This is a genomic window from Moraxella sp. FZLJ2109 (genome assembly GCF_024296965.1).
Classification (GTDB): Bacteria; Pseudomonadota; Gammaproteobacteria; order Pseudomonadales; family Moraxellaceae; genus Moraxella.
The window spans coordinates 2,287,549-2,311,985 of record NZ_CP101112.1 but is presented as its reverse complement, the minus strand read 5'-3'; the positions used below and the strand labels follow the sequence as shown (position 1 = coordinate 2,311,985).

General features: G+C 46.1%; 19 protein-coding genes. 9 read left to right on the top strand and 10 right to left on the bottom strand.

Features of this window, described 5'->3' with window-relative positions; genetic code table 11:
- Nucleotides 1-20: 20 nt before the first annotated feature.
- Nucleotides 21-1,361, top strand: coding sequence for an ABC transporter ATP-binding protein (locus NKU06_RS10970; RefSeq protein ID WP_254731033.1), 1,341 nt, complete (start codon nucleotides 21-23; stop codon nucleotides 1,359-1,361).
- 29 nt (nucleotides 1,362-1,390) lie between these two features.
- Here NKU06_RS10970 and NKU06_RS10965 read toward each other — a convergent pair whose 3' ends face one another.
- Nucleotides 1,391-1,867, bottom strand: coding sequence for an Lrp/AsnC family transcriptional regulator (locus NKU06_RS10965; RefSeq protein ID WP_254731030.1), 477 nt, complete (start codon nucleotides 1,865-1,867; stop codon nucleotides 1,391-1,393).
- A 174-nt stretch (nucleotides 1,868-2,041) separates the two neighbouring features.
- Here NKU06_RS10965 and leuA point away from each other — a divergent pair, with 174 nt between their 5' ends.
- Nucleotides 2,042-3,760, top strand: a complete 1,719-nt coding sequence (leuA, locus tag NKU06_RS10960) for a 2-isopropylmalate synthase (protein WP_254731027.1) — start codon at nucleotides 2,042-2,044, stop codon at nucleotides 3,758-3,760.
- A 220-nt stretch (nucleotides 3,761-3,980) separates the two neighbouring features.
- Entirely contained in the window at nucleotides 3,981-6,659 is a 2,679-nt protein-coding gene (gene gyrA, locus NKU06_RS10955) for a DNA gyrase subunit A (RefSeq protein ID WP_254731024.1), read from the top strand.
- 75 nt (nucleotides 6,660-6,734) lie between these two features.
- On the opposite strand, the gene NKU06_RS10950 is transcribed toward gyrA, so the two are convergent.
- Nucleotides 6,735-8,188 (bottom strand): IS3 family transposase gene (locus tag NKU06_RS10950; protein ID WP_254728775.1). Its coding sequence is split into 2 segments (ribosomal slippage): nucleotides 6,735-7,678 and nucleotides 7,678-8,188, totalling 1,455 coding nucleotides; the frame shifts between segments, so codons are not numbered across the junction.
- Nucleotides 8,189-8,287: 99 nt separating this feature from the next.
- Here NKU06_RS10950 and NKU06_RS10945 point away from each other — a divergent pair.
- Nucleotides 8,288-8,506 (top strand): hypothetical protein, encoded by a 219-nt coding sequence (locus tag NKU06_RS10945; RefSeq protein WP_254731021.1) that lies wholly within the window; start codon nucleotides 8,288-8,290, stop codon nucleotides 8,504-8,506.
- A 33-nt stretch (nucleotides 8,507-8,539) separates the two neighbouring features.
- Here the strand turns inward: NKU06_RS10945 and dnaG are convergent, their stop codons facing one another.
- A complete protein-coding gene (dnaG, locus tag NKU06_RS10940; protein ID WP_254731018.1) occupies nucleotides 8,540-10,555 on the bottom strand; it encodes a DNA primase in 2,016 nt (671 codons plus the stop codon).
- Nucleotides 10,556-10,669: 114 nt separating this feature from the next.
- Nucleotides 10,670-11,755: an outer membrane protein assembly factor BamD gene (locus NKU06_RS10935; protein ID WP_254731014.1), complete on the bottom strand. Its 1,086-nt coding sequence runs from the start codon at nucleotides 11,753-11,755 to the stop codon at nucleotides 10,670-10,672.
- Between the two features lie 224 nt (nucleotides 11,756-11,979).
- Here NKU06_RS10935 and NKU06_RS10930 point away from each other — a divergent pair, with 224 nt between their 5' ends.
- The 3 genes from NKU06_RS10930 to NKU06_RS10920 are packed head-to-tail and all read left to right on the top strand — an operon-like array spanning nucleotide 11,980 to nucleotide 14,502.
- Nucleotides 11,980-13,044, top strand: a complete 1,065-nt coding sequence (locus NKU06_RS10930; protein ID WP_254731011.1) for an RluA family pseudouridine synthase — start codon at nucleotides 11,980-11,982, stop codon at nucleotides 13,042-13,044.
- 44 nt (nucleotides 13,045-13,088) lie between these two features.
- Nucleotides 13,089-13,913, top strand: coding sequence for a polyphenol oxidase family protein (locus NKU06_RS10925; RefSeq protein ID WP_254731008.1), 825 nt, complete (start codon nucleotides 13,089-13,091; stop codon nucleotides 13,911-13,913).
- A gap of 28 nt (nucleotides 13,914-13,941) precedes the next feature.
- Nucleotides 13,942-14,502 carry a flavodoxin family protein gene (locus NKU06_RS10920; protein ID WP_254731005.1) on the top strand — a complete coding sequence of 187 codons (561 nt, stop codon included), beginning with the start codon at nucleotides 13,942-13,944 and terminating at the stop codon, nucleotides 14,500-14,502.
- Nucleotides 14,503-14,521: 19 nt separating this feature from the next.
- On the opposite strand, the gene NKU06_RS10915 is transcribed toward NKU06_RS10920, so the two are convergent.
- From NKU06_RS10915 to NKU06_RS10895, 5 genes are read right to left on the bottom strand one after another with little or no spacing between them, the layout of a single operon-like run.
- On the bottom strand, nucleotides 14,522-14,758 hold the full coding sequence (locus tag NKU06_RS10915) for a hypothetical protein (protein ID WP_254731002.1): 237 nt from the start codon (nucleotides 14,756-14,758) through the stop codon (nucleotides 14,522-14,524).
- Nucleotides 14,759-14,794: 36 nt separating this feature from the next.
- Nucleotides 14,795-16,066, bottom strand: a complete 1,272-nt coding sequence (locus NKU06_RS10910; protein WP_254731000.1) for a translocation protein TolB — start codon at nucleotides 16,064-16,066, stop codon at nucleotides 14,795-14,797.
- 22 nt (nucleotides 16,067-16,088) lie between these two features.
- On the bottom strand, nucleotides 16,089-16,865 hold the full coding sequence (locus NKU06_RS10905) for a hypothetical protein (RefSeq protein ID WP_254730998.1): 777 nt from the start codon (nucleotides 16,863-16,865) through the stop codon (nucleotides 16,089-16,091).
- A gap of 9 nt (nucleotides 16,866-16,874) precedes the next feature.
- Nucleotides 16,875-17,312 carry a protein TolR gene (gene tolR, locus NKU06_RS10900; RefSeq protein WP_254730995.1) on the bottom strand — a complete coding sequence of 146 codons (438 nt, stop codon included), beginning with the start codon at nucleotides 17,310-17,312 and terminating at the stop codon, nucleotides 16,875-16,877.
- 11 nt (nucleotides 17,313-17,323) lie between these two features.
- On the bottom strand, nucleotides 17,324-17,968 hold the full coding sequence (locus NKU06_RS10895) for a MotA/TolQ/ExbB proton channel family protein (RefSeq protein WP_254730993.1): 645 nt from the start codon (nucleotides 17,966-17,968) through the stop codon (nucleotides 17,324-17,326).
- Between the two features lie 241 nt (nucleotides 17,969-18,209).
- Between NKU06_RS10895 and hrpA the strand changes: the two genes are divergently transcribed.
- Both hrpA and NKU06_RS10885 read left to right on the top strand, forming a co-directional pair.
- A complete protein-coding gene (gene hrpA, locus NKU06_RS10890; RefSeq protein WP_254730991.1) occupies nucleotides 18,210-22,436 on the top strand; it encodes an ATP-dependent RNA helicase HrpA in 4,227 nt (1,408 codons plus the stop codon).
- 203 nt (nucleotides 22,437-22,639) lie between these two features.
- Nucleotides 22,640-23,785: a beta-ketoacyl-ACP synthase III gene (locus NKU06_RS10885; RefSeq protein WP_253223661.1), complete on the top strand. Its 1,146-nt coding sequence runs from the start codon at nucleotides 22,640-22,642 to the stop codon at nucleotides 23,783-23,785.
- Nucleotides 23,786-23,870: 85 nt separating this feature from the next.
- Here NKU06_RS10885 and NKU06_RS10880 read toward each other — a convergent pair whose 3' ends face one another.
- Nucleotides 23,871-24,401, bottom strand: coding sequence for an AAA family ATPase (locus NKU06_RS10880; RefSeq protein WP_254730989.1), 531 nt, complete (start codon nucleotides 24,399-24,401; stop codon nucleotides 23,871-23,873).
- Nucleotides 24,402-24,437: the final 36 nt, after the last annotated feature.

Genomic DNA, 24,437 nt, shown 5'->3' with positions numbered 1-24,437 from the left:
GCATCTCAGGGCGTTCGGGTATGGGTAAGACAAGCCTGATGCTCTCCTTGTTAGGACTATTGCCCAAGTCATTTGCTGTACAAGCTGAGCAAGTCAGCATTGATGGACAAGTGATTGACATAGCCAAGCAGGGCGATGATGGGGTGTTTGCTGCGGTGCGTGGTAAACGGATTGGCTATATTTTTCAAGAGCCAAAAGCGGTATTTAGCCCGACGCACACAGTGGCGCAAAGCTTTGAGCGGATTTTTCGCAGTCAATCTAAAGGAGCGTTGCCAAAATCTGCTTGGCGTGATGAGATGATAAGACTGCTAAAGCTTGCGCAGCTGCCTAATCCCAGTGGGTTTCTGCGCCGTTATCCGCATGAGCTGTCAGGCGGTGAAGCGCGTCGCATTAGTGTTGCACAGGTGCTTGCCCTACAGCCACAAATCATCATCGCCGATGAACCGACAGGTGCGTTGGATGCTGAGCTAAAAGATGAAATTTTAAAACTACTGGTATCTATCGTGCGCACGCAGGACATGGCTTTGGTACTAATCAGTCATGATTTGCCAAGTCTTGTGGCACATTGTGATCGCTTGTTGGTGATGGATCAATCGCAGTGTTTTATTGGTGCTATCAATCAAGTGCGTGCACATTCATTGGGTAGGCAGTTATTGGCAGCGGATTTTGGCAAACCTATCATTTATCATACCACTGATAAAAATATCTTAACCGTTCAAAATCTAAGATTATCTTATCAAAAATTTTGGACGCGTAGCACTTATAGTATCAATATTCCAGATTTTCACATCAATCATGGCGAAATCATCGGATTGATGGGAGGCTCTGGGCATGGTAAATCAAGCCTTGCGCGCGCGATCACGCGCCTAGATCCACGATTAACTATAGCAGGTCAAATCATCATCAATGGCGATGACATCAGTAAATTTCGCGGCACAAAGCTTAGAAGTTTACGAAAACAAACACAGCTTGTCATGCAAGAAGTCCGTTCAAGTTTTAATCCATATTTAACAATCTTAGACAGTCTGCTTGAAGCGGTGGATGGTGGACGAAGTACCGCTGTGATGCCGATGATATCTGAATTGCTTGAGTTGTGTGGTTTATTGCCAAATGTGCTATCAAAACTACCGCACGAGATTTCTGGTGGTGAATGCCAACGCCTGTGCATTGTTCGTGCTTTACTGGCAAGACCCGGTCTCTTAATCCTTGATGAGCCGACCACCATGCTCGATCGCATTGCTACGGCACAATTTTTGGCATTACTGCGTAAAATCAACCAAGAAAAAGCCACGGCAATCTTACTGATCAGTCATGATCGAGAAGTGATTGATGCTGTGTGTCATCGGGTGGTTTTGTTGTAGATTTTATATCCATCCAAACCATATTTAAGCTACACCGCTGAACGGCTAAATACTTCTCGCAGCTCAAAACTGGTGTGTAGCTGACTGACGCCATCAATTTTACTAAGCCTGTGTAGTAGAAATTCTTCATAATGACGCATATCTTTGACCAAGACCTTGAGTAGATAATCTTCACTACGACCCGTGACGACGCTACAACTGACCACTTCATCAAAGGTGCGAACTTGGCTTTCAAATTCGCCAAAACGCTCAGCGGTATGTTTATCCATGCTCACCGCCACATAGACCGACAGCGTATAGCCCAGTGTGGCAGGGTCGGTGTGTGCATGATAGCCTGTGATGATGCCAAGCTCTTCAAGCCGTTTGATACGGCGGATGGTGGGCGTGGCGGATAGGTTGATGATTTCGCTGATCTCGCTGATGGATGCTCGTGCATTGTTTGTTAAAATCCGTAAAATCTTACGATCGATGCCATCAAGTGTCACGATGTCTTGGGCGGTTGCCATAACTGATAAATCTCTTAAAATGAGTGAATTTCACTATATATTATCAAAAAATTAGTGATTTGTACTCATTGATGCTAAAAATAATGCAAAAATAGGTAAAAATTGCTATACTAAATTTGTTATGATACCAAGCATCAAAAATTACGATTAATTTGCTTTTAATTTGGAGCCATCATGCCACATATTACCCCAAAAAATCCTGCATTTGATTTTACCAAATATCGCCCTTTTGAATTTGCACCCAAGCTAACTGACCGTACTTGGCCAGATAAGACCATTACTAAGGCACCGATTTGGGCGAGTGTTGATTTGCGTGATGGCAACCAAGCCTTGATCGATCCGATGAATATTGAGCAAAAATTAAAATTCTTTAAATTGCTTATTGATATCGGTTTTAAAGAAATTGAGATTGGTTTTCCTTCTGCGGCACAAGTCGAATTCGATTTTACCCGTCGATTGATCGAAGAAGGTCATGTGCCTGAAGATGTGACTTTGCAAGTATTGGTACAGGCGCGTGAGCATTTGATTGAGCGTACTTTTGAAGCGCTACAAGGTGCTCGCCGTGCCATCGTCCATGTGTATAACTCAACTTCAAAAGTCCAACGAGACAAAGTCTATAAGATGGACAAAGAAGAAATCAAACAAATCGCCATCGCAGGGGCGACGATGCTTCGCGACAAGGCAAAAAATTATCCAGATACCGAATGGGTGTTCCAATACAGCCCAGAGAGCTTCAGCCAAACCGAGACCGACTATGCGGTCAAAGTGTGTGATGCTGTTTGTGAAGTGTGGCAACCGCAAAACGGACAAGCGGTCATCCTAAATCTACCTGCCACTGTCGAAGCCAGCACACCAAACATCTATGCCGACCAAGTGGAATATTTCTGCCGTCATCTTAAGCAACGAGAGCACGTCATCATCAGCCTACACACGCACAATGACCGTGGTTGTGCAGTGGCAGCGTCCGAGCTTGGCTTGATGGCAGGTGCTGATCGTATCGAAGGCACACTACTTGGCAATGGTGAGCGTACGGGTAATATGGACATCCTAGTGATGGCGATGAACCTATATACCCAAGGCGTCGATCCTGAGCTTGATTTTAGCCAAGTCAGCGAAATGGTGCAAATCGTCACTGAGTGCAATAATTTGCCAGTACATCCACGCCATCCGTATGTCGGCGAGCTTGTGTTCACTGCATTTAGTGGCTCACACCAAGATGCCATCAAAAAATCACTGGATTATAACGAATCGCACAAAGAGACAGATAATCACTGGGATGTGGCGTATTTGCCAATCGATCCATTGCACATCGGTCGTGGCTACCAAGATGTCGTGCGTATTAATAGCCAGTCAGGCAAGGGTGGTGCAGCGTATATTCTACAGCGTCATTATGGCTTTAATTTGCCACGCTGGACGCAGATTGACTTTGCGCGCGTGGTGCAATCCCAAGCCGAAAGCTTGGCGCGTGAGCTAAAAACTGAAGAGCTTTTGGAAATCTTCACCCAAACTTATCTATCTCAAGATACTTTCCGATTGAGCGACTACACCATCAACAACAAAGGCGGTGAAGTGACATTCCAAGGTCAAGTGGCAGCACCGACCGAAGTGTTTGAAGTCATCGGTCAAGGCAACGGTGCATTGTCAGCGTTCATCGATGGACTTGTCAAAGCAACTGGCAAGCAAATCCATGTCACCAACTATGCCGAACACGCCATCAGCCAAACAGCACAAAGCGACAGCGATGACGGCAAGGACAACCAAACGCACAATGCTGCCGCCGCTTACATTCAGCTGTCTGTCGATGGTCAAATCTACTCAGGCATCGGCACCTGTAACAGCACTGTCTCAGCGATGCTAAAAGGCGCGTTGTCAGCATTGGCACAGGCTTGGTAATTGACCATTTTCATACCCAAAAAAGCACAGATTACAGTCTGTGCTTTTTTATTGGTCGGTTTAGTCTTTGATGGCTAGAATGCCTTGGTATTCATTGGGTAAAATTTCTATCAAAACCAATATCGATAATTGCAACAAAATTCACAATTTTTTGCCAATTTATGCTATAATAACTCGTTAAATTTTCGGGTACTTTCCCAGTGATTTTCAAAGGATTTTTATGAGTGATTCAGTCAGTCCGATTGGTATTGTCGATGAGTTAAAGCGGTCATATTTAGACTACGCCATGAGCGTCATTGTCTCTCGTGCATTGCCAGATGTGCGTGACGGACTCAAGCCTGTGCATCGCCGTATCTTGTACGCCATGCATGAGCTGGGCAACGATTATAACAAAAAATACCTAAAATCTGCCCGTGTGGTCGGTGATGTCATCGGTAAATACCACCCACACGGCGACATCGCTGTCTATGATGCCATCGTGCGTATGGCACAGGATTTCAGCCTACGCTATATGCTGGTCAATGGTCAGGGTAACTTCGGTTCGATGGATGGAGATCCACCAGCGGCGATGCGTTATACCGAGATGAAGATGCAGAAGCTGACGCATCGTATGCTTGCTGATCTGGACAAAGATACCGTCGATTGGGAAGATAACTACGACGGCTCTATGAAGATGCCAAGCGTTCTGCCTGCTCGTATCCCAAATCTACTGGTCAACGGTGCAGCAGGTATCGCCGTGGGTATGGCGACCAATATGGCACCGCACAATCTCACCGAAGTGCTAAACGCCTGCCTTGCTTATGCTGACAATCCAAATATCTCGACAGATGAGCTGATTACCCATATTTCAGGCCCAGATTTCCCGACGGGTGGTATCATCTATGGTCGTAGCGGCATCATTGATGCGTATCGCACGGGCAAGGGTCGTCTGCACATCCGTGGTCGCTATCACATTGAGCCGATGAGCGATAGCGGTGCAAACAAAGACCGTGAACGCATTGTCTTTACTGAGATTCCTTATCAGGTCAATAAGGCAAATCTGATTAAGCACATCGCTGACTTGGTCAATGCCAAAAAAATCGAAGGCATTAGCGAGATTCGTGACGAATCGGACAAAGAAGGTGTGCGAGTCGTGATTGATTTACGTCGTGGCGAAAATTCGGAAGTCATGGTCAACAATCTATTCACCCAGACACCGCTAGAGTCAAGCTTTAGCATCAATATGGTGGCACTGGATAATGGTCAGCCTAAGCTGATGACTTTGCGTGATTTGGTGGCGGCATTCATCCGTCATCGCCAAGAAGTCGTGACACGTCGCACCATTTTTGAATTGAACAAAGCCTTGGCTCGTGGGCATTTGCTCGAAGGTCTGACCATTGCGCTTGCCAATATTGATGAAGTCATTGAGACCATCAAGCAGTCATCAAATAGAGCTGAAGCGCGCGAAAGATTACTTGAGCGTACTTGGCAGTCAGGTGGCGTGGTGGCGATGCTTGAGGCAGCTGGTGCCAGCTCGATTCGCCCTGAGTATATCGAGGGTGAGGATCTGAATGCGCCTTATGGCTTGATTGACAATAACACACGCTATCGTCTATCGCCTGAGCAGGTCAATGCCATCTTGGATATGCAGCTACATCGCTTGACAGGTCTAGAGCAGGATAAGCTGACGGGTGAATATCAAGAAATCTTGGCCGAGATTGCTCGTCTTGAGCTGATTTTGAATGACTTTGATGTACTGATGGGTGTCGTGCGTAGTGAGCTGATTGAGATTCGTGATGAATTTGGTGACGAGCGTCGCACAGATATCGTCGATGCGCGACATGACTTCAACCGTGAAGATCTGATTCCAGAACAAACTGTTGTCCTTACCGTCTCACACACAGGCTATGCCAAGACGCAGCCAATCAGTGATTATCAAGCCCAAAAGCGTGGCGGTAAAGGCCGTTCAGCCACCGCAATGAAAGAAGATGATGTGATTGAGCATATGCTTGTTACCAGTACGCACGCGCATATCATGTGCTTTACCAATACTGGTCGCGTGTTTGGCTTGCGTGGCTTTGAGATTCCGATCGCCAGCCGCGGTTCAAAAGGTCGTCCATTGGTAAATTTGATCAATCTTGAGCCTGAAGAAACAGTGACGGCGATTTTACCAGTTACTGATTTAAAAGATGAAAACAGCTTTGTGTTCTTTGCCACAGCATCAGGTACGGTGAAGCGTGTGGCGTTGTCACAGTTTGCCAATCTGCGTGCCAATGGCCTTCGTGCGATTGATTTGGCAGAAGGTGATACACTGATTGGAGTCGCAATCACCGATGGCAACCAAGAAATCATGCTATTTAGCAATGAAGGTAAGGCAATTCGCTTTAAAGAAGACAGCATCCGTGCGATGAGCCGTGTCGCCAAGGGTGTGCGTGGTATGCGTGTCAATCTATTGGCACTGGGTGATGATGAAGAGATTGTCGAAGACGACAGTGATGATACCGATGGCTTTGCTGTTAGCCGTGTGGTATCGCTTGTTGTTGCACCGACCGCTGGTGAGATCTTATGTGCGTGTGAAAATGGCTTTGGCAAACGCACCCCGATTGACGATTACCCAACCAAAGGCCGTGGCGGTAAGGGCGTCATCGCCATCAAGACTTCCGAGCGTAATGGTCAGTTGGTCAAGGCGATTGCCGTGACTGGTGATGAAGATGTGATTTTGATCTCGGACAAAGGCACATTGGTGCGTACTCCAGTTGCCCAAATCGCCACAGCAGGGCGTAATGCACAAGGTGTGAAACTGATCCGTATCGCCGATGAAGAGACCTTGGTTGGTATGGCGTGCGTTGAGCATGAAGAAGCGGATGATATTGATGATATCGAAGTTACCATAGTGACTGTCGATGATGAGAATGTATAATCCGTCTCATTTGACCAAATGCTAAAAAAGCCAGATTTGAACCGACCCCCAATTCTTAGACACTAAGATTAACGGTTAAGGTTTCATCAAGGACTGAGTTCTGTATTGTACAGGACTCAGTCCTTTTAATTTGCTCTTTATTCTATCATGGTTGTAGTAGTGAATGTACTCATCAATCACTTTTCTAAGCTCATCTGGTGAAGTGAATTTAGTTTTCTCATAAAATATCTCTTCTTTTAATGTCCCAAAGAAACTCTCTATCACTGCATTATCCAAGCAGTTACCTTTTCTTGACATACTTTGGATAATGTCATTGTCTTTTAAGGTTTGTTGGTAATTGCTCATTTGATAATGCCAGCCTTGGTCAGAATGCAAGATGGGTTTGTCATCACCAGTTAGCGTTGTTATGGCTTTGTGTAGCATGTCTTGCACTAACTCATAAGTCGGTCTGTCTTTGATACTGTAGCTAATGATCTCACCATTATACAAATCAATGATGGGTGATAAATACAGCTTTTGCTCTTTGATACCGCCATCATAAGTTTTGCTTTGTATTTTAAACTCAGTGACATCTGTTGCCCATTTATGATTGGGCTTGTCTGCTTTAAAATCACGGTTTAAGACATTGGTAGCGATTTTGCCTACTCGTCCACGGTAAGTGCTGTGTTTGCTTCGCTTACGACGAATTACTGCTTTAAGCCCAAGCTCGTGCATTAGCCGTTGCACTTTTTTATGATTGATAACAAAGCCTAACTGCTTTAGTGCTAGGGTAATACGCCGATAGCCATATCTGCCTTTGTGAGCGTGGTAGATGTTTTGGATTTTATCTTTGATAACAGTGTCTTGCTCAGGTCTGCTTAATTGTTTTAGATGATAGTAAAAAGTACTTCTTGGTAAGTGTGACACGTTAAGCAAATCATCAATCAGATAGGTTTGCCTTAATTCTTGCACAATCATCACTTTTTCTTGGGTGATGATGCGTTGTGTTTTTGACGAATTAAGGCATCGAGCTTTTTTAGATAAGCATTCTCAGCTTCTAGATATTGAATGCGTCTGAGTAACTCGGCGTGTTCATTGGTTAGTGTTTTATCTGTCCTGTCCACCTTGGCTGTTTTAGCTACTTTGCTTGTTTTCGTTGCTTTGGCTACTTTATCTGATTTATTGGTTGATTTGCTCATAGGTCTTCTGCCTTTAGGTTTGGGAGTAAGTCCCATGATACCATGAGTTTGATAAGCTTTTAACCATTGAAAGAGCACACTTGGGCTACTGATGTTTAATTCAGTGGCAACTGTTGGCATAGATTTGCCAGAGAGTAATTGTAATACTGCTGTGTGTTTAAATGCTGGTGAATAACTGGCTTTGCTTGTTCTTGGGCGAATGCCATCAATCCCATGAGTTTGGTAGAGTCTCACCCAGTTTTGGATGATAGAGCTTTCTATGCCAAAAAATTTGGCTGTCTGATTGTAACTATGTCCTGTTAAATAATGTTGAATGACGGACAGTTTAAAGTCCATTGTGTATTTGGTCATAAAAACACCCCAAAGGCTGTCTAACTTTTGGGGTGCGGTTCAATTTGATACTGGCTTTTTTTATTAGCTTTGATAAATCATTTAAGAGTAAAATTGTTTATGACAACTTCACAAAATAAGCCTGCACCAAACGAACCTTCAGCACAGCCCAACAAACCTGTAATCTTACAAGGCATGGGTACAAAGCTGCTTGTGCTGATTTTATGCGCTGTAAGCTTTGTGGCGGGATTTTATGCACATCAAGCACGACAAATCAATCATTGTGAATCATTGGGACAAGTAGCACAAAAGCAAGGCTCTGTGGTGATTTGCACTTAATAATCATCTTAAATGGCAGATATGGCAACGCCATCACAATGACTTATCAAAAATCTCCGCCAGTGCCGAGCGATTGGTTTGTGCATTCCAGTGTTTCAGCTGCTGCAATCGGCGTTTGTGAATCTCGGACAGCACCAGATTTTGGCAGCTACCCATCTGCTGCTCTAGATGCTTGATGATGACATTGCCCAAGATCTCATTGAATAAAGGCGATAGATTCTGCATATTGTGGCGTTTGGTCGCTTTGGCAAATTCCACCCAGTGTTTTTTAAGTAAATCTTGTAATTCCATCGGTAGGGCAGCGATGATAAAATGTGCTGCCTGCTCGGTGTCGAATTGTAATTTGCTCTGAATCATTGATTTAGCAATCTCAATAATCTGACTGAGTAAGGGGGCGTTTAGCGATGCCCAAGTCGGTAACGGTGGCGATGTCAAATCCTGCCGCGCAAGATGACCGGCAAACTGCTCGTGCACCTTATGCAGCTGTGCAGCATGGATCAGTCGATCTAGTGGGTCATCCGCCAAGATCTGTGGCTGCGATAATAAGCATAGGCTTAGCTGCAAGGTAGGGTCTTGGCTATTGATGGTGTAATTGGCGCGATCAACCTTGTTAAACCGTGATGTGGTGCTGCGTCCGACAGCTTTGATTTTTTGGTAAATATCGCTATTAAGCCACCATCTTAGGCTTGAGCCTTTGGGGAATAATTCACAAAAACTACGCAATTGCGCCATTGCAGCGGCTTTTTGTTCAGGTTTATCAAGGTCAAATCGCGCGCTCAATGCTTGAAAAATATACTCAGATAAGCTTAATGATTTTTTCAGTTCATCTTGCATGGCAGCCGCGCCATGCTGACGCAAAAAGCTGTCGGGGTCGTGCTGATCAGGCAATAATAAGAATTTCAGCGTCTTGCCATCGGTGAGTACAGGTGCAGCCACTTCCATCGTGCGCCATGCTGCCTTTTGACCTGCGCCATCACCATCAAAGCACAAAGTTAGACTGTCATGATAGCGCAGCAAAGTGGCGATTTGCGTCTCGTTCGCTGCCGTACCCATTGGTGCGACCGCACCAAAAATCCCTGCTTGATACAGCGCGATCACATCCATATAGCCTTCGACCATCAGATATTCGCTCGCTTTTTGTTGGCGCGCTTCATACATACCATATAGAATGTGCTGCTTTTGGAAAATTGGCGATTCGCTTGAGTTGATGTATTTAGGCGTCTCATCACCAAGACTACGCCCAGCGAACCCAACCACGCGACCTTGCTTATCTTTAATCGGAAAAATCACGCGATTGCGCAATAAATCAAAATCGCGACCTTTTTGTGATTGACGCACCAGACCTAAGATCTTTAAGCCTTCGATGTCTTCAGAAAATACCGATTCTAAATGCTGCCAGCCTTCAGGCGCATAGCCCAAGCGAAAAGTTGTGATGCTCTCTTCGCTAATGCCGCGATCCAGAAAATACTGTTTTGCCTTTGGGGTATTATTCAGCATAAATTGATAATACTGGCAAATATTTTCAAGTAATTGGTACAAATCGCCTTGTGGTTCTTGGGCGTTTTGGGGTAAATATGCAGGTGCAGGCTGTGGCGGATTTTGCCAAGCATTATCCTGAATCGGCATATTGCCAGCGATGGGCTGTGGCGGTGCAGGTGGTGCAATCGGCACAGGATTTTCCCCATTTGGTGCATATGGATGGGGCGATGAATCGGTTTTTTTCTTGGCATAGCGCGTTTTTTTGGCGTGATTGTCGTCTTTGGGCAACTCGATGCCTGTCTGTTCAGACAGATACTTGACCGCTTCCATAAAGCTTAAGCGTTCATATTCCTTTAAAAAAGTGATCGGATTACCCTTGGCATGACAGCCAAAACAGTAGTACAGATTGGTTTCTGGATTGACATAAAATGACGGCGTCTTCTCTCCATGAAACGGACAGCAGCCCTTGAACTCACGACCAGCAGGCTTAAGCGTCGTGTGCTTTCGAATCATGCCGACCAGATCGGCTTGGCTGTTCAGCTGTTCGATGATGGATTCAGAAATGCGCATCTTTTTATCTTGGTTTTTTGGTGAATAAGATCAATGCATTGTAGCACAAATTATCATCCGGACAAAAATAAAACGGCAAACAGTTGCCGTTTTATCTGCATCACATCAGTAGGATTAGTGCGGAATGTTATTCACATTGCCTGTATCTGTGTCTGATGGCAAGCCTAGGCTTAGGTTTGGCAAGCGGCGCTGATTTTCTGGGATCAATGAATTATTTGATGATTCGATTTTCGATTCATTGGTCTCAGGTAGGCGCAGGGCTTGTGCTTGGCGGATACTCTGGGTGCGCGTTTGACCTGCATACTGACCTTCAAAGGCAGGGGCATCGCTTGCACGACCCAATTTACCAAAGCTGATGGCTGATAGTACTTTTTGGGCAGTGGTTTTTGCGCCTGTACCGCTTAGGCGAACCGTGCCATCATTGCTCAGATATTGTGGATAGTTAATCTGTAGCAGAGTTTTGTACTCATTGGCGGTCTCTGTCAAGCCCAGCTGCTCATTGGTATAGGCAAGGATCGCCACCGCTTCAGGCACAGATTCTGACTGCGGGAAGTATTGGAACACCCACTTGGCGCGGTTGGCAGCAGCGACCATTGCATCACGCTTGATGTACCAACGCGCGGCGACCAGTTCATTTTCTGCCAAGGCATTATAAATCGCCACCATACGCTGTGCGGCATCGGCTGCATAGGTACTGTTCGGGTAATTGTTTACCAAAGATTGAAAATCTTGGAAAGCTAGGCGCAGATAGGCAGTGTTGCGCTCGGCTTGATTGACACGATATAGGCGCGGGCCTTTTGGCGCACCGTTCATATTGGTCACGCCTTGCACATACAATGCGTAGTCAATGTTACGACTGGTTGGGTACAGGCGAATGTATTCGGCGGTGCTTTGGGTCACGGCTTCATAGTTGCCTTGTTGATACTGCACATAGATTAAATCAAGCAATGCCTGTTCTGCCAAGCGACCCGTGGGGTAGAAAGTGCGGATATTATTCAGCGCGATCACCGCTTCATTATTGTGTGATTTGGCGATGGATTCTTGGGCGTAGTCATAATATTGCTGTTCGGTCTTGTCAGCTGTGGTGATGACATCGTCTTTTTTCTTGGTGCCGAACAGACCGCTCATGCTGGCACAGCCAGTCAATACACTGCCTGCCAGTACAGCAGTCATCGCAATTTTTAAGGCGTTTGCTTTCATGGTTTCCTCATACAATTGGCATTGCCATTACGCAATAAATTTTCGCTAGTTTAGCATGATTTATCAGCCAAAACAATGAAACCGATGCCCAAAACTTATCAAAACGCTCACAGACAGCAAATTATAACCAAATGTAAAACTTGCGTAATAAAAGAAGGCGCGCTAATAATTGCGTTACAGTGGCGCGATAGTTAAAAGTATGTTAAAGTATTAGGTTTTATTTAATGAACAATCCAAGATCTGACATGAGTGTAGAACAATACGAAACCGCGATGCCTGATGCCACTGATGAATCGCTGATTGATAGTGATGATGGTGATCATCTTGAGCTTGAGCATGATAAAGCCGCTCAAGTGCTGACACATACCGTCGCAGCCAATGAATCAGGGATGCGCCTTGATAAGCTTGCAAGCACCGTATTTACTGAGTTTTCGCGTGCCAATTTACAAAAATTCATCGAGTCAGGCGATCTTTTGGTCAATGGACAAAGTGTCAAGCCTAAGCACGCGGTCAAGGTAGGGGATCAGCTTGTTTTATCAGCGGTACTTGAAAATCATTCTGAAGATTTGCCCGAAAATATCGCGCTGGATGTCATCTATGAAGATGATGATGTCTTGGTGATTAATAAGCCTGCAGGTTTGGTCGTACATCCTGGTGCAGGCAATCGCACAGGCACGCTTGTCAATGCGCTGCTGTATCATTATCCAGAGTCGGCACATCTGCCGCGCGCAGGATTGGTACATCGGATTGATAAGGATACTACAGGGCTATTGGTCGTGGCGCGTAGTAAATCAGCGCAGTTGGATTTGATAGATCAGCTTAAAGATAAAACTGTCTATCGTCATTATCAATGTATTGTACTGGGAGCACCCCATGAGATCATGCGCCATGCGCGCATCGATGCGCCGATCGGTCGGCACAGCACACAGCGCACCAAGATGGCGATCAAAGACACAGGCAAACCTGCCGTTACGCACATCATCAAGGCAACCGCGCTACATGAGCGATACAGCCTATGCGATGTACAGCTAGAAACAGGACGCACCCACCAAATCCGCGTCCATCTATCGTCCGTGGGGCATCCGCTGGTCGGTGATAAGGTCTATGGCACATCACCGCGCGCAGGTTTAAGTGCGGATATGCGCGCACAGCTTGCCAGTTTCCCACGCCAAGCCCTGCACGCGCATACGCTGGGCTTTACGCATCCTGTCACAGGTGAGTTGATGAAATTTTTTGCGCCACTGCCTGATGATATGCAAGCACTGATAGATGCCTTTGAAGCAGAATGATTTTTTTTATTAGTTAGTATAAATTTATAATTACAATGAATAAGATGACAACTACACCGCCAATCAGTGTGCTGATGACCCAGCTTTATCAAGATGATGGCATCTTTATCGCGCAGACGCACGCAGGTGAATTTGATAAATTTGACCAAGCTGATCTGTATGGTGAATTTAACTTGGGACTTCATGTTAAAGATAAGCCATCTGCTGTATTATTGCGCCGTGCTGCACTCTTAGATCAGTTAAATCAATCTACACAATCTAGGATTGATCATATCTATTGGCTCAATCAAGTGCATGGCGATACCGTCATTGATGTGGATGATGTAGCAAGCACACTTAGCGCACATTCTGCCGATGCGCTGATCAGCCATCAAGCGGGGCAGGCGCTTGCGATCATGACGGCTGATTGTGTGCCAGTGGTGATTTTTGGTGATGCCAATGATGGCATTGCCTGTATTCACGCAGGTTGGCAGGGTTTGGTCAATGGCATTATTGCTAAAAGCTTTGTCAAACTAAATCCGATGACAAATTCCAAAGCCATCATCGGCGCGTGTATTTCTCAAGCTGCTTATGAGATTGATCATGCGCTTGCGGTACGGATCTGCACGCAAATTAGCGATCAAAAGCTTGTTGGTTTAAACTTTGATGCGCTGTTTGATACCATCATCATCGCATCAGATTGTCAAGATAAAGTAAAAATTGATATTGTAAAACTGGCGCGCCTTGAGCTTGAACATCTTGGCATCAGCGTGATAAATGACAGCGTCGCTTGCAGCTATCAAGACGCCAATTTATACTCATATCGCGCCCAAACTCATGCTGCCAAGCCTGCCACCGGTCGCATGGCGATGATCGTAGCAAAAGTTTAATCATTAATAAGGATAAATGTAGAAAAAAATGACCATCTTAACCGAAAATGCGCCAAAAATCGCCATCATTTATCATTCTAATTATGGACACACTCGCCGTGTGGCACACGCCATTGCACAAGGGGTTGCGCGTGTTGGCAGTGCTTATCCGATCGATATCAGCAAGCTTAGTGATGATGACTGGGCAATGATGGATGGCGCGGATGTCTTGGTGTTCGGCAGTGCGGTATATATGGGCAGCACGACAGCAGAATTTAAGGCATTCATGGACAGCACATCTAAGCGATGGCTTAGCCGCGCTTGGCAGGGCAAATGGGCGGCAGGCTTTGCTAACTCAGGCGGGCTAAGCGGTGACAAATTGGCGGTATTACAGCAGTTTTGCTTATTTGCCATGCAGCACGGCATGAGTTGGATTGGCTTGCCATTATTGCCGACAGGTAGTAATGAGACCGATTTGAACCGTTTAAGCAGTTTTTTAGGTCTTATGACACAGTCGCTTGATGCACCACCTGAAGTGACACCGTGCCAAGGGGATATTGATACCGCGATTTGGTTTGGTGAACACTTGGCAAGGACAGCGCAAAAATAATTTAAAAATTCTAATAAACCTAAAACCAATCTTCAAGCAGATACGCGTGTCTTAGCTGTTCTGCTTGGCTTGGTTTGGGTTTATTTTTTTGGGGCAATGTCATATGCTCGCTATGATGCGTTGCCTGCATCGGCGCTGTGACAGGGTGTAGTGTGATGGGCAAAGGACTGCGCGTCACTTGGATATGCTGACAGCCTGTAAGTATCATCACCATGATGGCAGATGCAGATATTTTAGTAAATGTTGATTGACGCACGCTGTTACCCAGATTTACTTTATTGAGCTTTGTCACTTATTTTGACCAAATCGGATCGCGCACTTGCCCTGTGGTGGCGATGGTGCGCGTGCTGTTATTGTGCAGATTTCTAATCATCAGCTGACTTTGCTTGCCTTGACTGAGCGCATATACTAGCTGATTGCCAGATGGCGATAAGCTGGCTGAGATCTCAGTGCCTGATGCAGCAAAGCTTTGCTCGGTTTTGCCTTGAGTATTGGCAATGACGATGCGTGAGCCTGCGACATAGACGATTTTTGAGCCATCATGACTTAGGCGCGGATTGGTGGCGTTGGCGATCAGCGGTGTCGCGGTTTGGCTACCGAAATTTTGGCGGTATAATCCTTGGCGGCGACTGCCCTGATCAGCAGTAAAGATAAAGCCTTGATTGTTCGGCAGATAATTGGGCGAGTTTTCCGCACCGTTTAAATTGGTCAATCGCTCAAGAGTATTTAGGCTTAAATTTAGGCGGTAAATATTGGGATCGTTATTCTCATGACTGCCTGAGAATAGAATGCTTGTGCCATCTGGGCTGAAGCTTGGTGCAAGATTATGCCCCCAAAACGGTGTCACCACACGGCTCTCGCCACCATTGACCGATTGGATTTGGATCACTGGCAAGCCATTTTGACGCTGCACGCTATAGGCAAGCTGACTGCCATTAGGGGAGAAAGTTGGCGTTAGGATTGAGCCATTGACCGTGTATAAAGTGCGCGCGTTTTGCCCGTCGCTGTCGATGATTTTTAGCGTGGCGATCGGTGCAGATGGCGTGCCTGTGTTCTCGACATAAGCGATCTTTGAGCCAAAATCCGATGCTTGACCTGTGATGGCTTGATAAATCTTGTCACTAAGCTGCGCTGATGTGCGATTGATCGCGCTTGGGTTACTATCGGTGATGTGTGTCTGTGCGCCGCCCAGGCTTTTGCCATTGATCGCATCGATGACTTCATAAGTGATGGCGGTCTTTCCGCCTGCGATTGAATGCGCTTGACCGATGACCACATAGCCAAAGCCCTGATTGCGCCATGCATTCAGATTGGACAAGATCTCATTGCTATTATTGGTCTGCTGCGGCAGATTATTTTGGGTTGCGCCAAGTTCGGTTGTGTCAAGCTTAGCGGTGATGGCAGATGACAGAGCGTTATTACCGATGAACGGTAAAACGGCGACGCGCTGCGTACTTTGGGCGATTTGCTGCGTCACCGTCCAGACTTTATCATCATTAGCGCTTGCCATTTGGCTCATCGATACACTCAGCAGTGCAGCGGTCAGTAGGGTCAATTTTTTCATAATCATACTCAAAAACCAATGATCAATTCGGCGCTTGTGCGTCATTGTCATCTTTTGGTTCATCAAAAATCAAAGTCTCGGTTCTAAATTCAAAGGTCATGCGACTGACCACGCCAGCCAATTCGCGATAAGGGGCGGCAGCACTGACAGCGGCACGAATCGATGGCTTAAGATCAGGATCGCCTGCACCAAAATCAATGCCAGCGACATTGCCTGCATCATCAAAACGCACGACAAATTGCATGGATTGATTGGGCTGCTTGGGCTGCGATTTCCATGCTGATTCGATACGGCGATAGGCGGCTTGTTGTACAGCAAGCTTATCAACGGTCGGTGTAGCGTTTGCTGTGCCTGCACCAGTTGTTTGTGCATGATCACCAACACTCACAGATGATGCCAATTGATCATCGGCTGATGGCGCGCTTGTCGTATCGGTAAAGGTATCAAAAGTACTGATATCTGTGCCTGTATCAGATGGCGTGCTTGATGAAGCGATTTGCGTGGTGGAATTGACCACGCGATTGGTTTGATAAGGATTATCTGACTGATAGCGAGCCATCAGTGCTTTATCTGCACTGGATACTTGCGTTGTCTGTGCGGATTTTGCAGACTGCTGGCTTTGTTTGTGGTGATCTTGCAAGGCTTTTTGTGCTGCTGCCAAATCATCTTGGCTCACCAAAGTGGTGGCAATGCCCGTATCGGCATCAGATGGCGCAATCAGTGGCGCAGCGATGGCAATAACAATCATCGCATGGATGACGACACTTGCCAAGATTGGCAGGGTATAAGACTGTGCCATACGCGCCCCTTATTTCGCCGACTCGCTAAGCAGACTCACCTGTGATACGCCTGCATTTTGGATCAGTGCCATGATGTGCATGATTTGATGATAAGGATTGTCCGCATCGGCATTGACCATGACTTGTAGCTCTGGATTATCGCCATGCATCTTGCGTAACAGCGCATCAAGCTGAGCATCATCAAGCGGCTCATCGATGGCATCTTTATGACTGACAAACAGCGCGCCATCATTTTTAATCGTCACAATCACAGGCAGCGCATCGCTTTGGGTCACAGGCTTAGTCTCTTCTTTTGGCAAAGACACATCAACCCCTGTAGCCAGCATCGGCGCCGTCACCATAAAAATCACCAACAGCACCAGCATGACATCGATATAAGGCACGACATTCATCTCGGCATTAAGCGGCTTGGTGCTGCGTGCAAAAGAACTGTGGCGTTTGCTCATATTCTCACCACTTATCGCTTGGCAAGTAAGGCAGAAATCAGAGATTCACAGAACAAAGCGCGTCGCTCATAGATGCTATTTGCCTTGGCGGTAAAATAATTGTACGCAAGGCTTGCAGGAATCGCAGCAAATAGACCTAATGCGGTCGCAATCAAAGCTTCAGCAATGCTTGGCGCGACCGTCGCAAGACTTACCGACTGAGCTTGACCCAAGCCAATAAAGGCATTCATAATGCCCCACACCGTGCCAAAAAGACCGATATAAGGCGATACCGAACCGATACTGGCAAGCGGTGCTAGGCCTTGCTCTAGGCGGTTTTGCTCACGCCCAAGTGCCACTTTTAGCTCACGCTCAGCGATGTCGGCTTGCTCAGCATTTGGCAGATCGGCAGCCCTTTTATACCCATCATAAAACACTGCTTCGAGTGCCGTGCGCTCAGTTTCTTTGGTCACTGTGGCAAATTGCTTGTTAATCGAATCTGTCCAAAACCAATCTTCAAAACGCGCATCAAATCGCGAAGCGCCGCCAAGCTTAGCACCGAGATGAAAAATCAGCACCCAGCTTAGGATGGATAATAAGAGCAAAACCGCCATCACTAGCTGCACGACCAAACTTGCCCCAGTGATAAGCCCAAGAATACTGATGGATTGGTTCATAATAAAATCGTTTTAATTGTTAAAATTACCGTGATTATAACATAAGTTTATTGATGGTTGGTATTAAAAGCTTGAAAATAGACGACAAGGATAGTTTGATCAGTCGCCAAAGTTGCCATAAAAGCTGCATAAAAAGCTGCCATAAAAGTCGCCACACAGCTTAAGCACAGCAAAAATTGCACGATGACAAAAATTTCATTACAATAGTGCGTTTATATAAATATCTATTAAAAAACAGCCCATGACCACTCAGCCAAATTCTGCCCAAGTTTCAAATACCGCACCCGTACTTGCCAAAGATCGATATTATTTAGAAAAACTTCGTAAAGAAATCAAATCTGCTCATGGAGATGACAAGCTCAAAAAACAAGCGCGTCATGATGAGATCACTGCGCGCTCATCTGCCAAAGTACAAGCGCGGCAGCAAAGTATCCCTGCTGATTTATTCGCTAAGCTTAATCACGATCTGCCTGTCACCGCAGAAGCTGAGACCTTAATCCAAGCGATTCGCGATCATCAAGTGGTGATCATCGCAGGAGAGACAGGCTCGGGTAAGACCACACAGCTGCCTAAGCTTGCGATGCTGGCAGGGTGTGGCATCACAGGACAAATCGGACACACGCAGCCACGGCGATTGGCAGCACGATCGGTGGCGACGCGTATCGCTGAAGAGCTTGGCGAAGAGCTTGGGCGTACGGTGAGTTTTAAGATTCGCTTCACAGAAGAAGGCGGTAAGCATTCGATCGTCAAGCTGATGACTGATGGTATTTTGTTAGCAGAGCTTGGCTCGGATAAATTTTTGGCAAATTATGACACCATCATCATCGATGAAGCGCATGAACGCAGCCTAAACATTGATTTTATCATGGGTTATCTGAAGCGGCTATTGCCCAAGCGTCCCGATCTAAAGGTCATCATCACATCAGCGACACTTGACACCCAGCGATTTGCCGAGTATTTCGCGGTCGGTGGTATGCCTGCGCCTGTGTTCGTCGTCGAAGGTCGCAGCTACCCCGTGGAAGTGCGCTACCGGCCTTTGACCGATATGATTATCAAAAGCCAAGATGATGATGCATTTGATGACATCGAAGATAATCTGCCGCGTGCGCTGACTGCGGCGGTGAATGAATGCTTTGATGATGCGCGTGCCAAAGGTCATCCTGATCAAGCCGATATTCTGATCTTTGCCGCTACCGAAGCTGAAATCCGTGATTTACAAGATATTTTAAACAGTTATGCGCCTGCACATACCGAGATTTTGCCATTGTTTGCGCGCCAAAGCTATGCCGAGCAGCAGCGGATTTTCTCACCAAATGGCAAAGGACGACGCATCATCATCGCCACCAATGTCGCTGAAACCGCACTGACCGTACCGAACATCCGCTATGTGATTGATCTTGGCTTTGCGCGTATTTCGCGATACAACTACCGCTCGCGCATCCAGCGCCTGCCGATCGAAGCGATCAGTCAAGCGGCGGCAAATCAGCGTAAAGGTCGCTGTGGTCGTGTGGCAGCAGGGGTATGTATTCGATTATACTCTGAAGAAGATTTTAACAGTCGTCCTGAGTTTACCGAACCTGAGATTCTAAGAACCAACCTTGCGTCCGTCATACTACAGATGGAGCGGTTGCGACTTGGTGATGTTGATTCTTTTGATTTTATCACACCGCCTGATTTGCGCCTTGTCAATGATGGTCGTAAACTGCTCATCGAACTGGGCGCGCTTGATGATACTGCCTACACCAAAACCCGCGCCAAAAAAGGACGCGCGCAAGAAGGCAACCTAACCAAAATCGGTCAGCAAATGGCAAAAATGCCGATTGATCCGCGACTTGCGCGTATGCTGATCGCTGGCGATACTTTCGACTGCCTGCACGATATGCTGATCATCGTCTCTGCCTTGGCAGTGCAAGATGTGCGCGAACGCCCAATGAATAAGCAAATGCAAGCCGATCAAAAGCACGCCTTATTCCACCGTGATGATTCGGACTTTTTATTTTATCTTGAATTATTCCAAGCTTTATTTGACAAACATCCCACCAATGATCATCAAATTTTATCCAGTAATGGGCGCCGTAATTTTGCCAAAAAGCACTATTTGAGCCATCCACGCATCCGTGAATGGCAAAAAACACATCGCCAGCTGACCGAGATGGTCGCTGAGATGGGCTTTGTTATCAATACGCCTACCGATACCGCTGTATCTGATGGTAATGATACCAAAATCGATACTAAAAAAGGCGTACGCTTATCTATATCCAAAACTAATCAAACGCGCCAAGCTCAAGGCAAAAATCCCAAGCAAGCACTGGTAAATTTAAAAGAAAAACTAAAAATTGCCAACGCGCCAAAAGATCGCCAAGCGGCACATTATGCCAATATTCACCGCGCGCTTTTGACCGCGTTATTGTCCTTTGTGGCGCACAAGACCGAGAACATCGGCGAATATCTGATGGCGCGCAGCCAAAAATCGCGCATTTTCCCTGCCAGCACCCTGCACAAAAAAGGTGTGCAGTGGGTGATGGCTTTTGAAGTGGTGGAGACTTCGCAAGTCTATATGCGCTGCTTGGCAAAAATCGAACCTGAGTGGATCATTTCTGCTGCGCCAAATCTGCTGAAATATCATTATTTTGAACCGCATTGGTCAAAAAAAGCAGGGCGTGTGCGTGCTTATGCGCAAATCAGCTTATTTGGCTTGATTGTCATTGCCAAAGAGCTTGTGAATTATGAGCAAATCGATTTGGCTCAGGCGCGCGAGATTTTTATCCGTGATGCATTGGTTGCCAATCAGTTTGGTACTAATTTGGCATTTTTAAGCGATAATGCCAATAAAATCAAAGAAATCGAACGCATTGAAGATAAGATGCGCCGCCGTGATTTGCTCGTCGATGAAGAAAGCTTGTATCAATTTTATGATGCTCGTATCCCAAGTCATATCGCCAGCAGCAAAAGCTTTGAAGAATTCTATCATGATGCTGAGAATAAGACGCCAAATTTCTTGCACTTTAGCGATGATGACGTCTTGAATGAATCGGTCGATGACAGCCGCCAATTCCCCGAAAGTTGGTACTTAGGCGGGGTGAAATTACCACTGTCTTATGTCTTTGATCCTGCCAGTGATGATGATGGTGTGACCGTGCGCGTGCCGATTAAGGCGTTAGCGCAGCTTGATTCTGTGGCACTTCTTTGGGGCATTGCAGGGTGGCGATATGAATTGGTGCTGCAATTATTAAAAACTTTACCCAAAGAAATCCGCCGTCAAATCGTGCCGATACCTGATACTTGTGCTAAAATTTTTGATAAGCTAAATCCAAAAGCACAGGCAGGTCTGCTTGATCAATTAAGCCAAGCTTTATTAAGTTTAGGCGTGCGCACCAATCCCAATGACTTCGCCCCTGACAAGGTTGAAGATTATCTGCGGCCTTTAGTATGTGTGCTGGATGACAAAAACCGCGTGATTGACAAAAGCCGTGATCTTTTGCGCCTACAAGCACGCCATCGCGCCAGCACAAGCCAAAGTGTCGCGGTGGAGCAGGGTTTACACACGGATTTTCCTGAATATTTTCATTTTATCAAATCCAAGCACACATCAGGCATTGTCATGCAGGAATTTTCGGCACTGCAAGCAGACAAAACGGGTACAGCGGTATCAATCGCTGTATTTACCGAGCTTGGCACGGCGCTCAGCACCCATCGCTCAGGCGTTTTGGCATTGATTAAAGCTAAGCTTGGCGCGAAACAAAAGCAGCTGACAGGGCAGATTGATAAAGCCTTTAAACTTGCCTTTGCGCCGCTTGGAGATTTAGAAAAACTAAAAACCATCGTCGTAGATGCGACATTACAAGCCTGTCTATATCAGCATGCTTATAACTTTGATAAACAGCCAATCAGCGAAGAAGCCACGCACGCACGAAGTCTAATCGCAGGGCTGATTACTGATAAAAATGCGTGGCTGATTGAGCATTTGCCGATGGATGGGACTGAGTTTGTACATACCGCTGAGCTGATTTTGGGGCAGTTTTTGCTTGTGGGGCAGTCGGTGCTAAAAACACTCAAAGACATCTACACCGCATGGCAGACCGCGCGCGGTAAGCTATTAATGCTGGATCAAGAGATTTTTGGCGAGAGCATCGAAGATATTGAAGATCAGCTTGATGATCTTCAGCTTACCAATTTCATCTATCGCAGCGAATATCAATACTGGAAGCAGTATCCGCGTTACCTGCAAGCGCTGAATATCCGCCTTGATCGATTGGTGCATAATTTGGATGCGGATCTTGATGCGGTTTATCAGCTTGATGTGCATATGGAGCGACTGGCGACGGTGGTGCATCAGGCGAAATTTGCCGAATATCGTTGGCTGGTCGAAGAGTACCGTATTAATCTATTTGCTCAGCCGATGAAGACGCTATCGCCTGTATCTGCCAAGCGACTTGAAAAAGTTTGGGCGAATCTAACTACCAAATAAGTGTGTTTGATGAAGATTTTTGGCAAATTTGCTGTTAAAGAGTGCGGATAAGTTTACGAAAGTACAAGCATTTTGACCAAGTCATTAAATATTTATGTAAACAACTGTATTTTTTTACAACTTGTTACATTTATTTGTGCTAAAATGGCAAAAAGAAATATGAGCCGTGCAACCGCGCAGGGCAACAAATTTAAGGAGTCTTTATGACCATTTGCATCACCGCAACAGGACTACACATTCCCGCCAATAAAATCAGCAATGAAGAGCTAGTGGCGACTTTTAATACTTATGTGGATAATTATAATGCCGAGCACGCCGATGCCATCGCAGCAGGCGAAAAGGTCGCTTTGCAGCATTCTAGCGCTGAGTTTATCGAAAAAGCATCAGGTATTCGCTCGCGCTATGTGGTCGAGAAAAAAGGCGTGCTAGACCCAAACATCATGGCGCCGATTTTCCCTGCGCGTAAGCTTGGCGAAGAGCTGTCTATCATGGCAGAGATGGGTGCGGATGCTTTGAATAAAGCCCTTGCCAATGCTGGCTTGAATGCTGATGACTTGGACGGCGTGATTTGTGCGTGTTCGAATTTTCAGCGCGCCATGCCTGCGATCGCCATCGAGATTCAGCACGCTGTCGGCATGACGCATGGCTTTGCTTATGACATGAATGTGGCGTGTTCTGCGGCGACTTTTGGTATCGCGCAGGCGGTGGGTAATATTAAGGCAGGACTTGCCAAGCGTGTGGCGGTGGTGAATGTCGAGATCACATCAGGACATCTCAACTGGCGTAATCGTGATAGCCACTTTATCTTTGGTGACATCGCTGCAGCGACCATCATCGAAGAGCTGGATACGCCAAAAGGCTATGAAATCATCAGCACCAAGCTGATTACCCAATTTTCGACCAATATCACGAGCGAATACGGCTTTATGGATCGCTCAGAGTCCTTGGCATCAGGTGTGCCGATGTACAGCGACATCAATGAGCCTGTAACCAAAAGCCTATTTTTGCAAGAAGGGCGCAAAGTCTTTCGCGAAGTTTGCCCAAAAGTCGCTGAGACCATCAGTACACATCTGAGCGAAAATGGCATCGAACCTGCACAAATCAAGCGTATGTGGCTGCACCAAGCCAACATCAATATGATTGATCTGATTCTGCGCACCGTGATGGGTAAAGATGCGGACAAAGACATCGCCCCTGTGGTCATCGCTGATTATGGCAATACCAGCTCAGCAAGCCCAATCATTGCATTCCACGATCGCCAAGATGGTGTGGCATCGGGTGATCTGTGTGTGATTTCATCGTTTGGCGCAGGTTATTCGATCGGTTCGGTGATTGTTAAAAAAGTGTGATGGCTGTTTGTGATAGCTGTTTAAGAATTAAGAAAAATCGGGTTTGTATCTAAGCCCGATTTTTTTGTTGGGAGCTAATTTTTTTTTAAAGCCCAAGATAATTGGCTACTTGTGCCATTCTGCTATCTACCGATCCTGTGATAGGCACAAAGCTTAAGCCCAATTTTTCTAAAGTCTTAATAATCTCATCACGCATCAGATGTCTGCCATGCGGCAAATCGCGCTGTCCATCCGCCACCCATGTGATACCAATATCATCAGTCACAAAGATCGCATCGTAGCTGAGCGTATTGATCATATCCCATAGCTCATCCGCCACTTGTCCAAAATACCACTGACTATATATCGCCAATAAAATCACTGAAGTATCACAAATAATCAGCTTATCATTAGCTTGCATAGCATTATTTTCAAGTTTGATTTGCGCCTGTGCAATCGGTACAATATCATCAAAAGTACAGACATAACCTTGTGGCTTTGTATCCAAAAATAGTCGCAAATACTCAGGGACAATCACGCCTTGATAACGCTGCGCTAAAGCAGCGGCAAGCGTGGATTTGCCTGTGCATTCAGCGCCGATGAGTAGGATTTTGGTGGGTTTATTTGGAATTGGCATGGTGTACATGGGCGTAAAATTTGCGGTTATTATAAA

What these genes read in the sequence shown, in the direction of transcription:
- NKU06_RS10970 (WP_254731033.1), top strand. Translation starts at nt 21, where the DNA reads ATGGGTAAGACAAGCCTGATGCTCTCCTTGTTAGGACTATTGCCCAAG.
- NKU06_RS10965 (WP_254731030.1), bottom strand. Translation starts at nt 1,867, where the DNA reads ATGGCAACCGCCCAAGACATCGTGACACTTGATGGCATCGATCGTAAG.
- leuA (WP_254731027.1), top strand. Translation starts at nt 2,042, where the DNA reads ATGCCACATATTACCCCAAAAAATCCTGCATTTGATTTTACCAAATAT.
- gyrA (WP_254731024.1), top strand. Translation starts at nt 3,981, where the DNA reads ATGAGTGATTCAGTCAGTCCGATTGGTATTGTCGATGAGTTAAAGCGG.
- NKU06_RS10945 (WP_254731021.1), top strand. Translation starts at nt 8,288, where the DNA reads ATGACAACTTCACAAAATAAGCCTGCACCAAACGAACCTTCAGCACAG.
- dnaG (WP_254731018.1), bottom strand. Translation starts at nt 10,555, where the DNA reads ATGCGCATTTCTGAATCCATCATCGAACAGCTGAACAGCCAAGCCGAT.
- NKU06_RS10935 (WP_254731014.1), bottom strand. Translation starts at nt 11,755, where the DNA reads ATGAAAGCAAACGCCTTAAAAATTGCGATGACTGCTGTACTGGCAGGC.
- NKU06_RS10930 (WP_254731011.1), top strand. Translation starts at nt 11,980, where the DNA reads ATGAACAATCCAAGATCTGACATGAGTGTAGAACAATACGAAACCGCG.
- NKU06_RS10925 (WP_254731008.1), top strand. Translation starts at nt 13,089, where the DNA reads ATGACAACTACACCGCCAATCAGTGTGCTGATGACCCAGCTTTATCAA.
- NKU06_RS10920 (WP_254731005.1), top strand. Translation starts at nt 13,942, where the DNA reads ATGACCATCTTAACCGAAAATGCGCCAAAAATCGCCATCATTTATCAT.
- NKU06_RS10910 (WP_254731000.1), bottom strand. Translation starts at nt 16,066, where the DNA reads ATGAAAAAATTGACCCTACTGACCGCTGCACTGCTGAGTGTATCGATG.
- NKU06_RS10905 (WP_254730998.1), bottom strand. Translation starts at nt 16,865, where the DNA reads ATGGCACAGTCTTATACCCTGCCAATCTTGGCAAGTGTCGTCATCCAT.
- tolR (WP_254730995.1), bottom strand. Translation starts at nt 17,312, where the DNA reads ATGAGCAAACGCCACAGTTCTTTTGCACGCAGCACCAAGCCGCTTAAT.
- NKU06_RS10895 (WP_254730993.1), bottom strand. Translation starts at nt 17,968, where the DNA reads ATGAACCAATCCATCAGTATTCTTGGGCTTATCACTGGGGCAAGTTTG.
- hrpA (WP_254730991.1), top strand. Translation starts at nt 18,210, where the DNA reads ATGACCACTCAGCCAAATTCTGCCCAAGTTTCAAATACCGCACCCGTA.
- NKU06_RS10885 (WP_253223661.1), top strand. Translation starts at nt 22,640, where the DNA reads ATGACCATTTGCATCACCGCAACAGGACTACACATTCCCGCCAATAAA.
- NKU06_RS10880 (WP_254730989.1), bottom strand. Translation starts at nt 24,401, where the DNA reads ATGCCAATTCCAAATAAACCCACCAAAATCCTACTCATCGGCGCTGAA.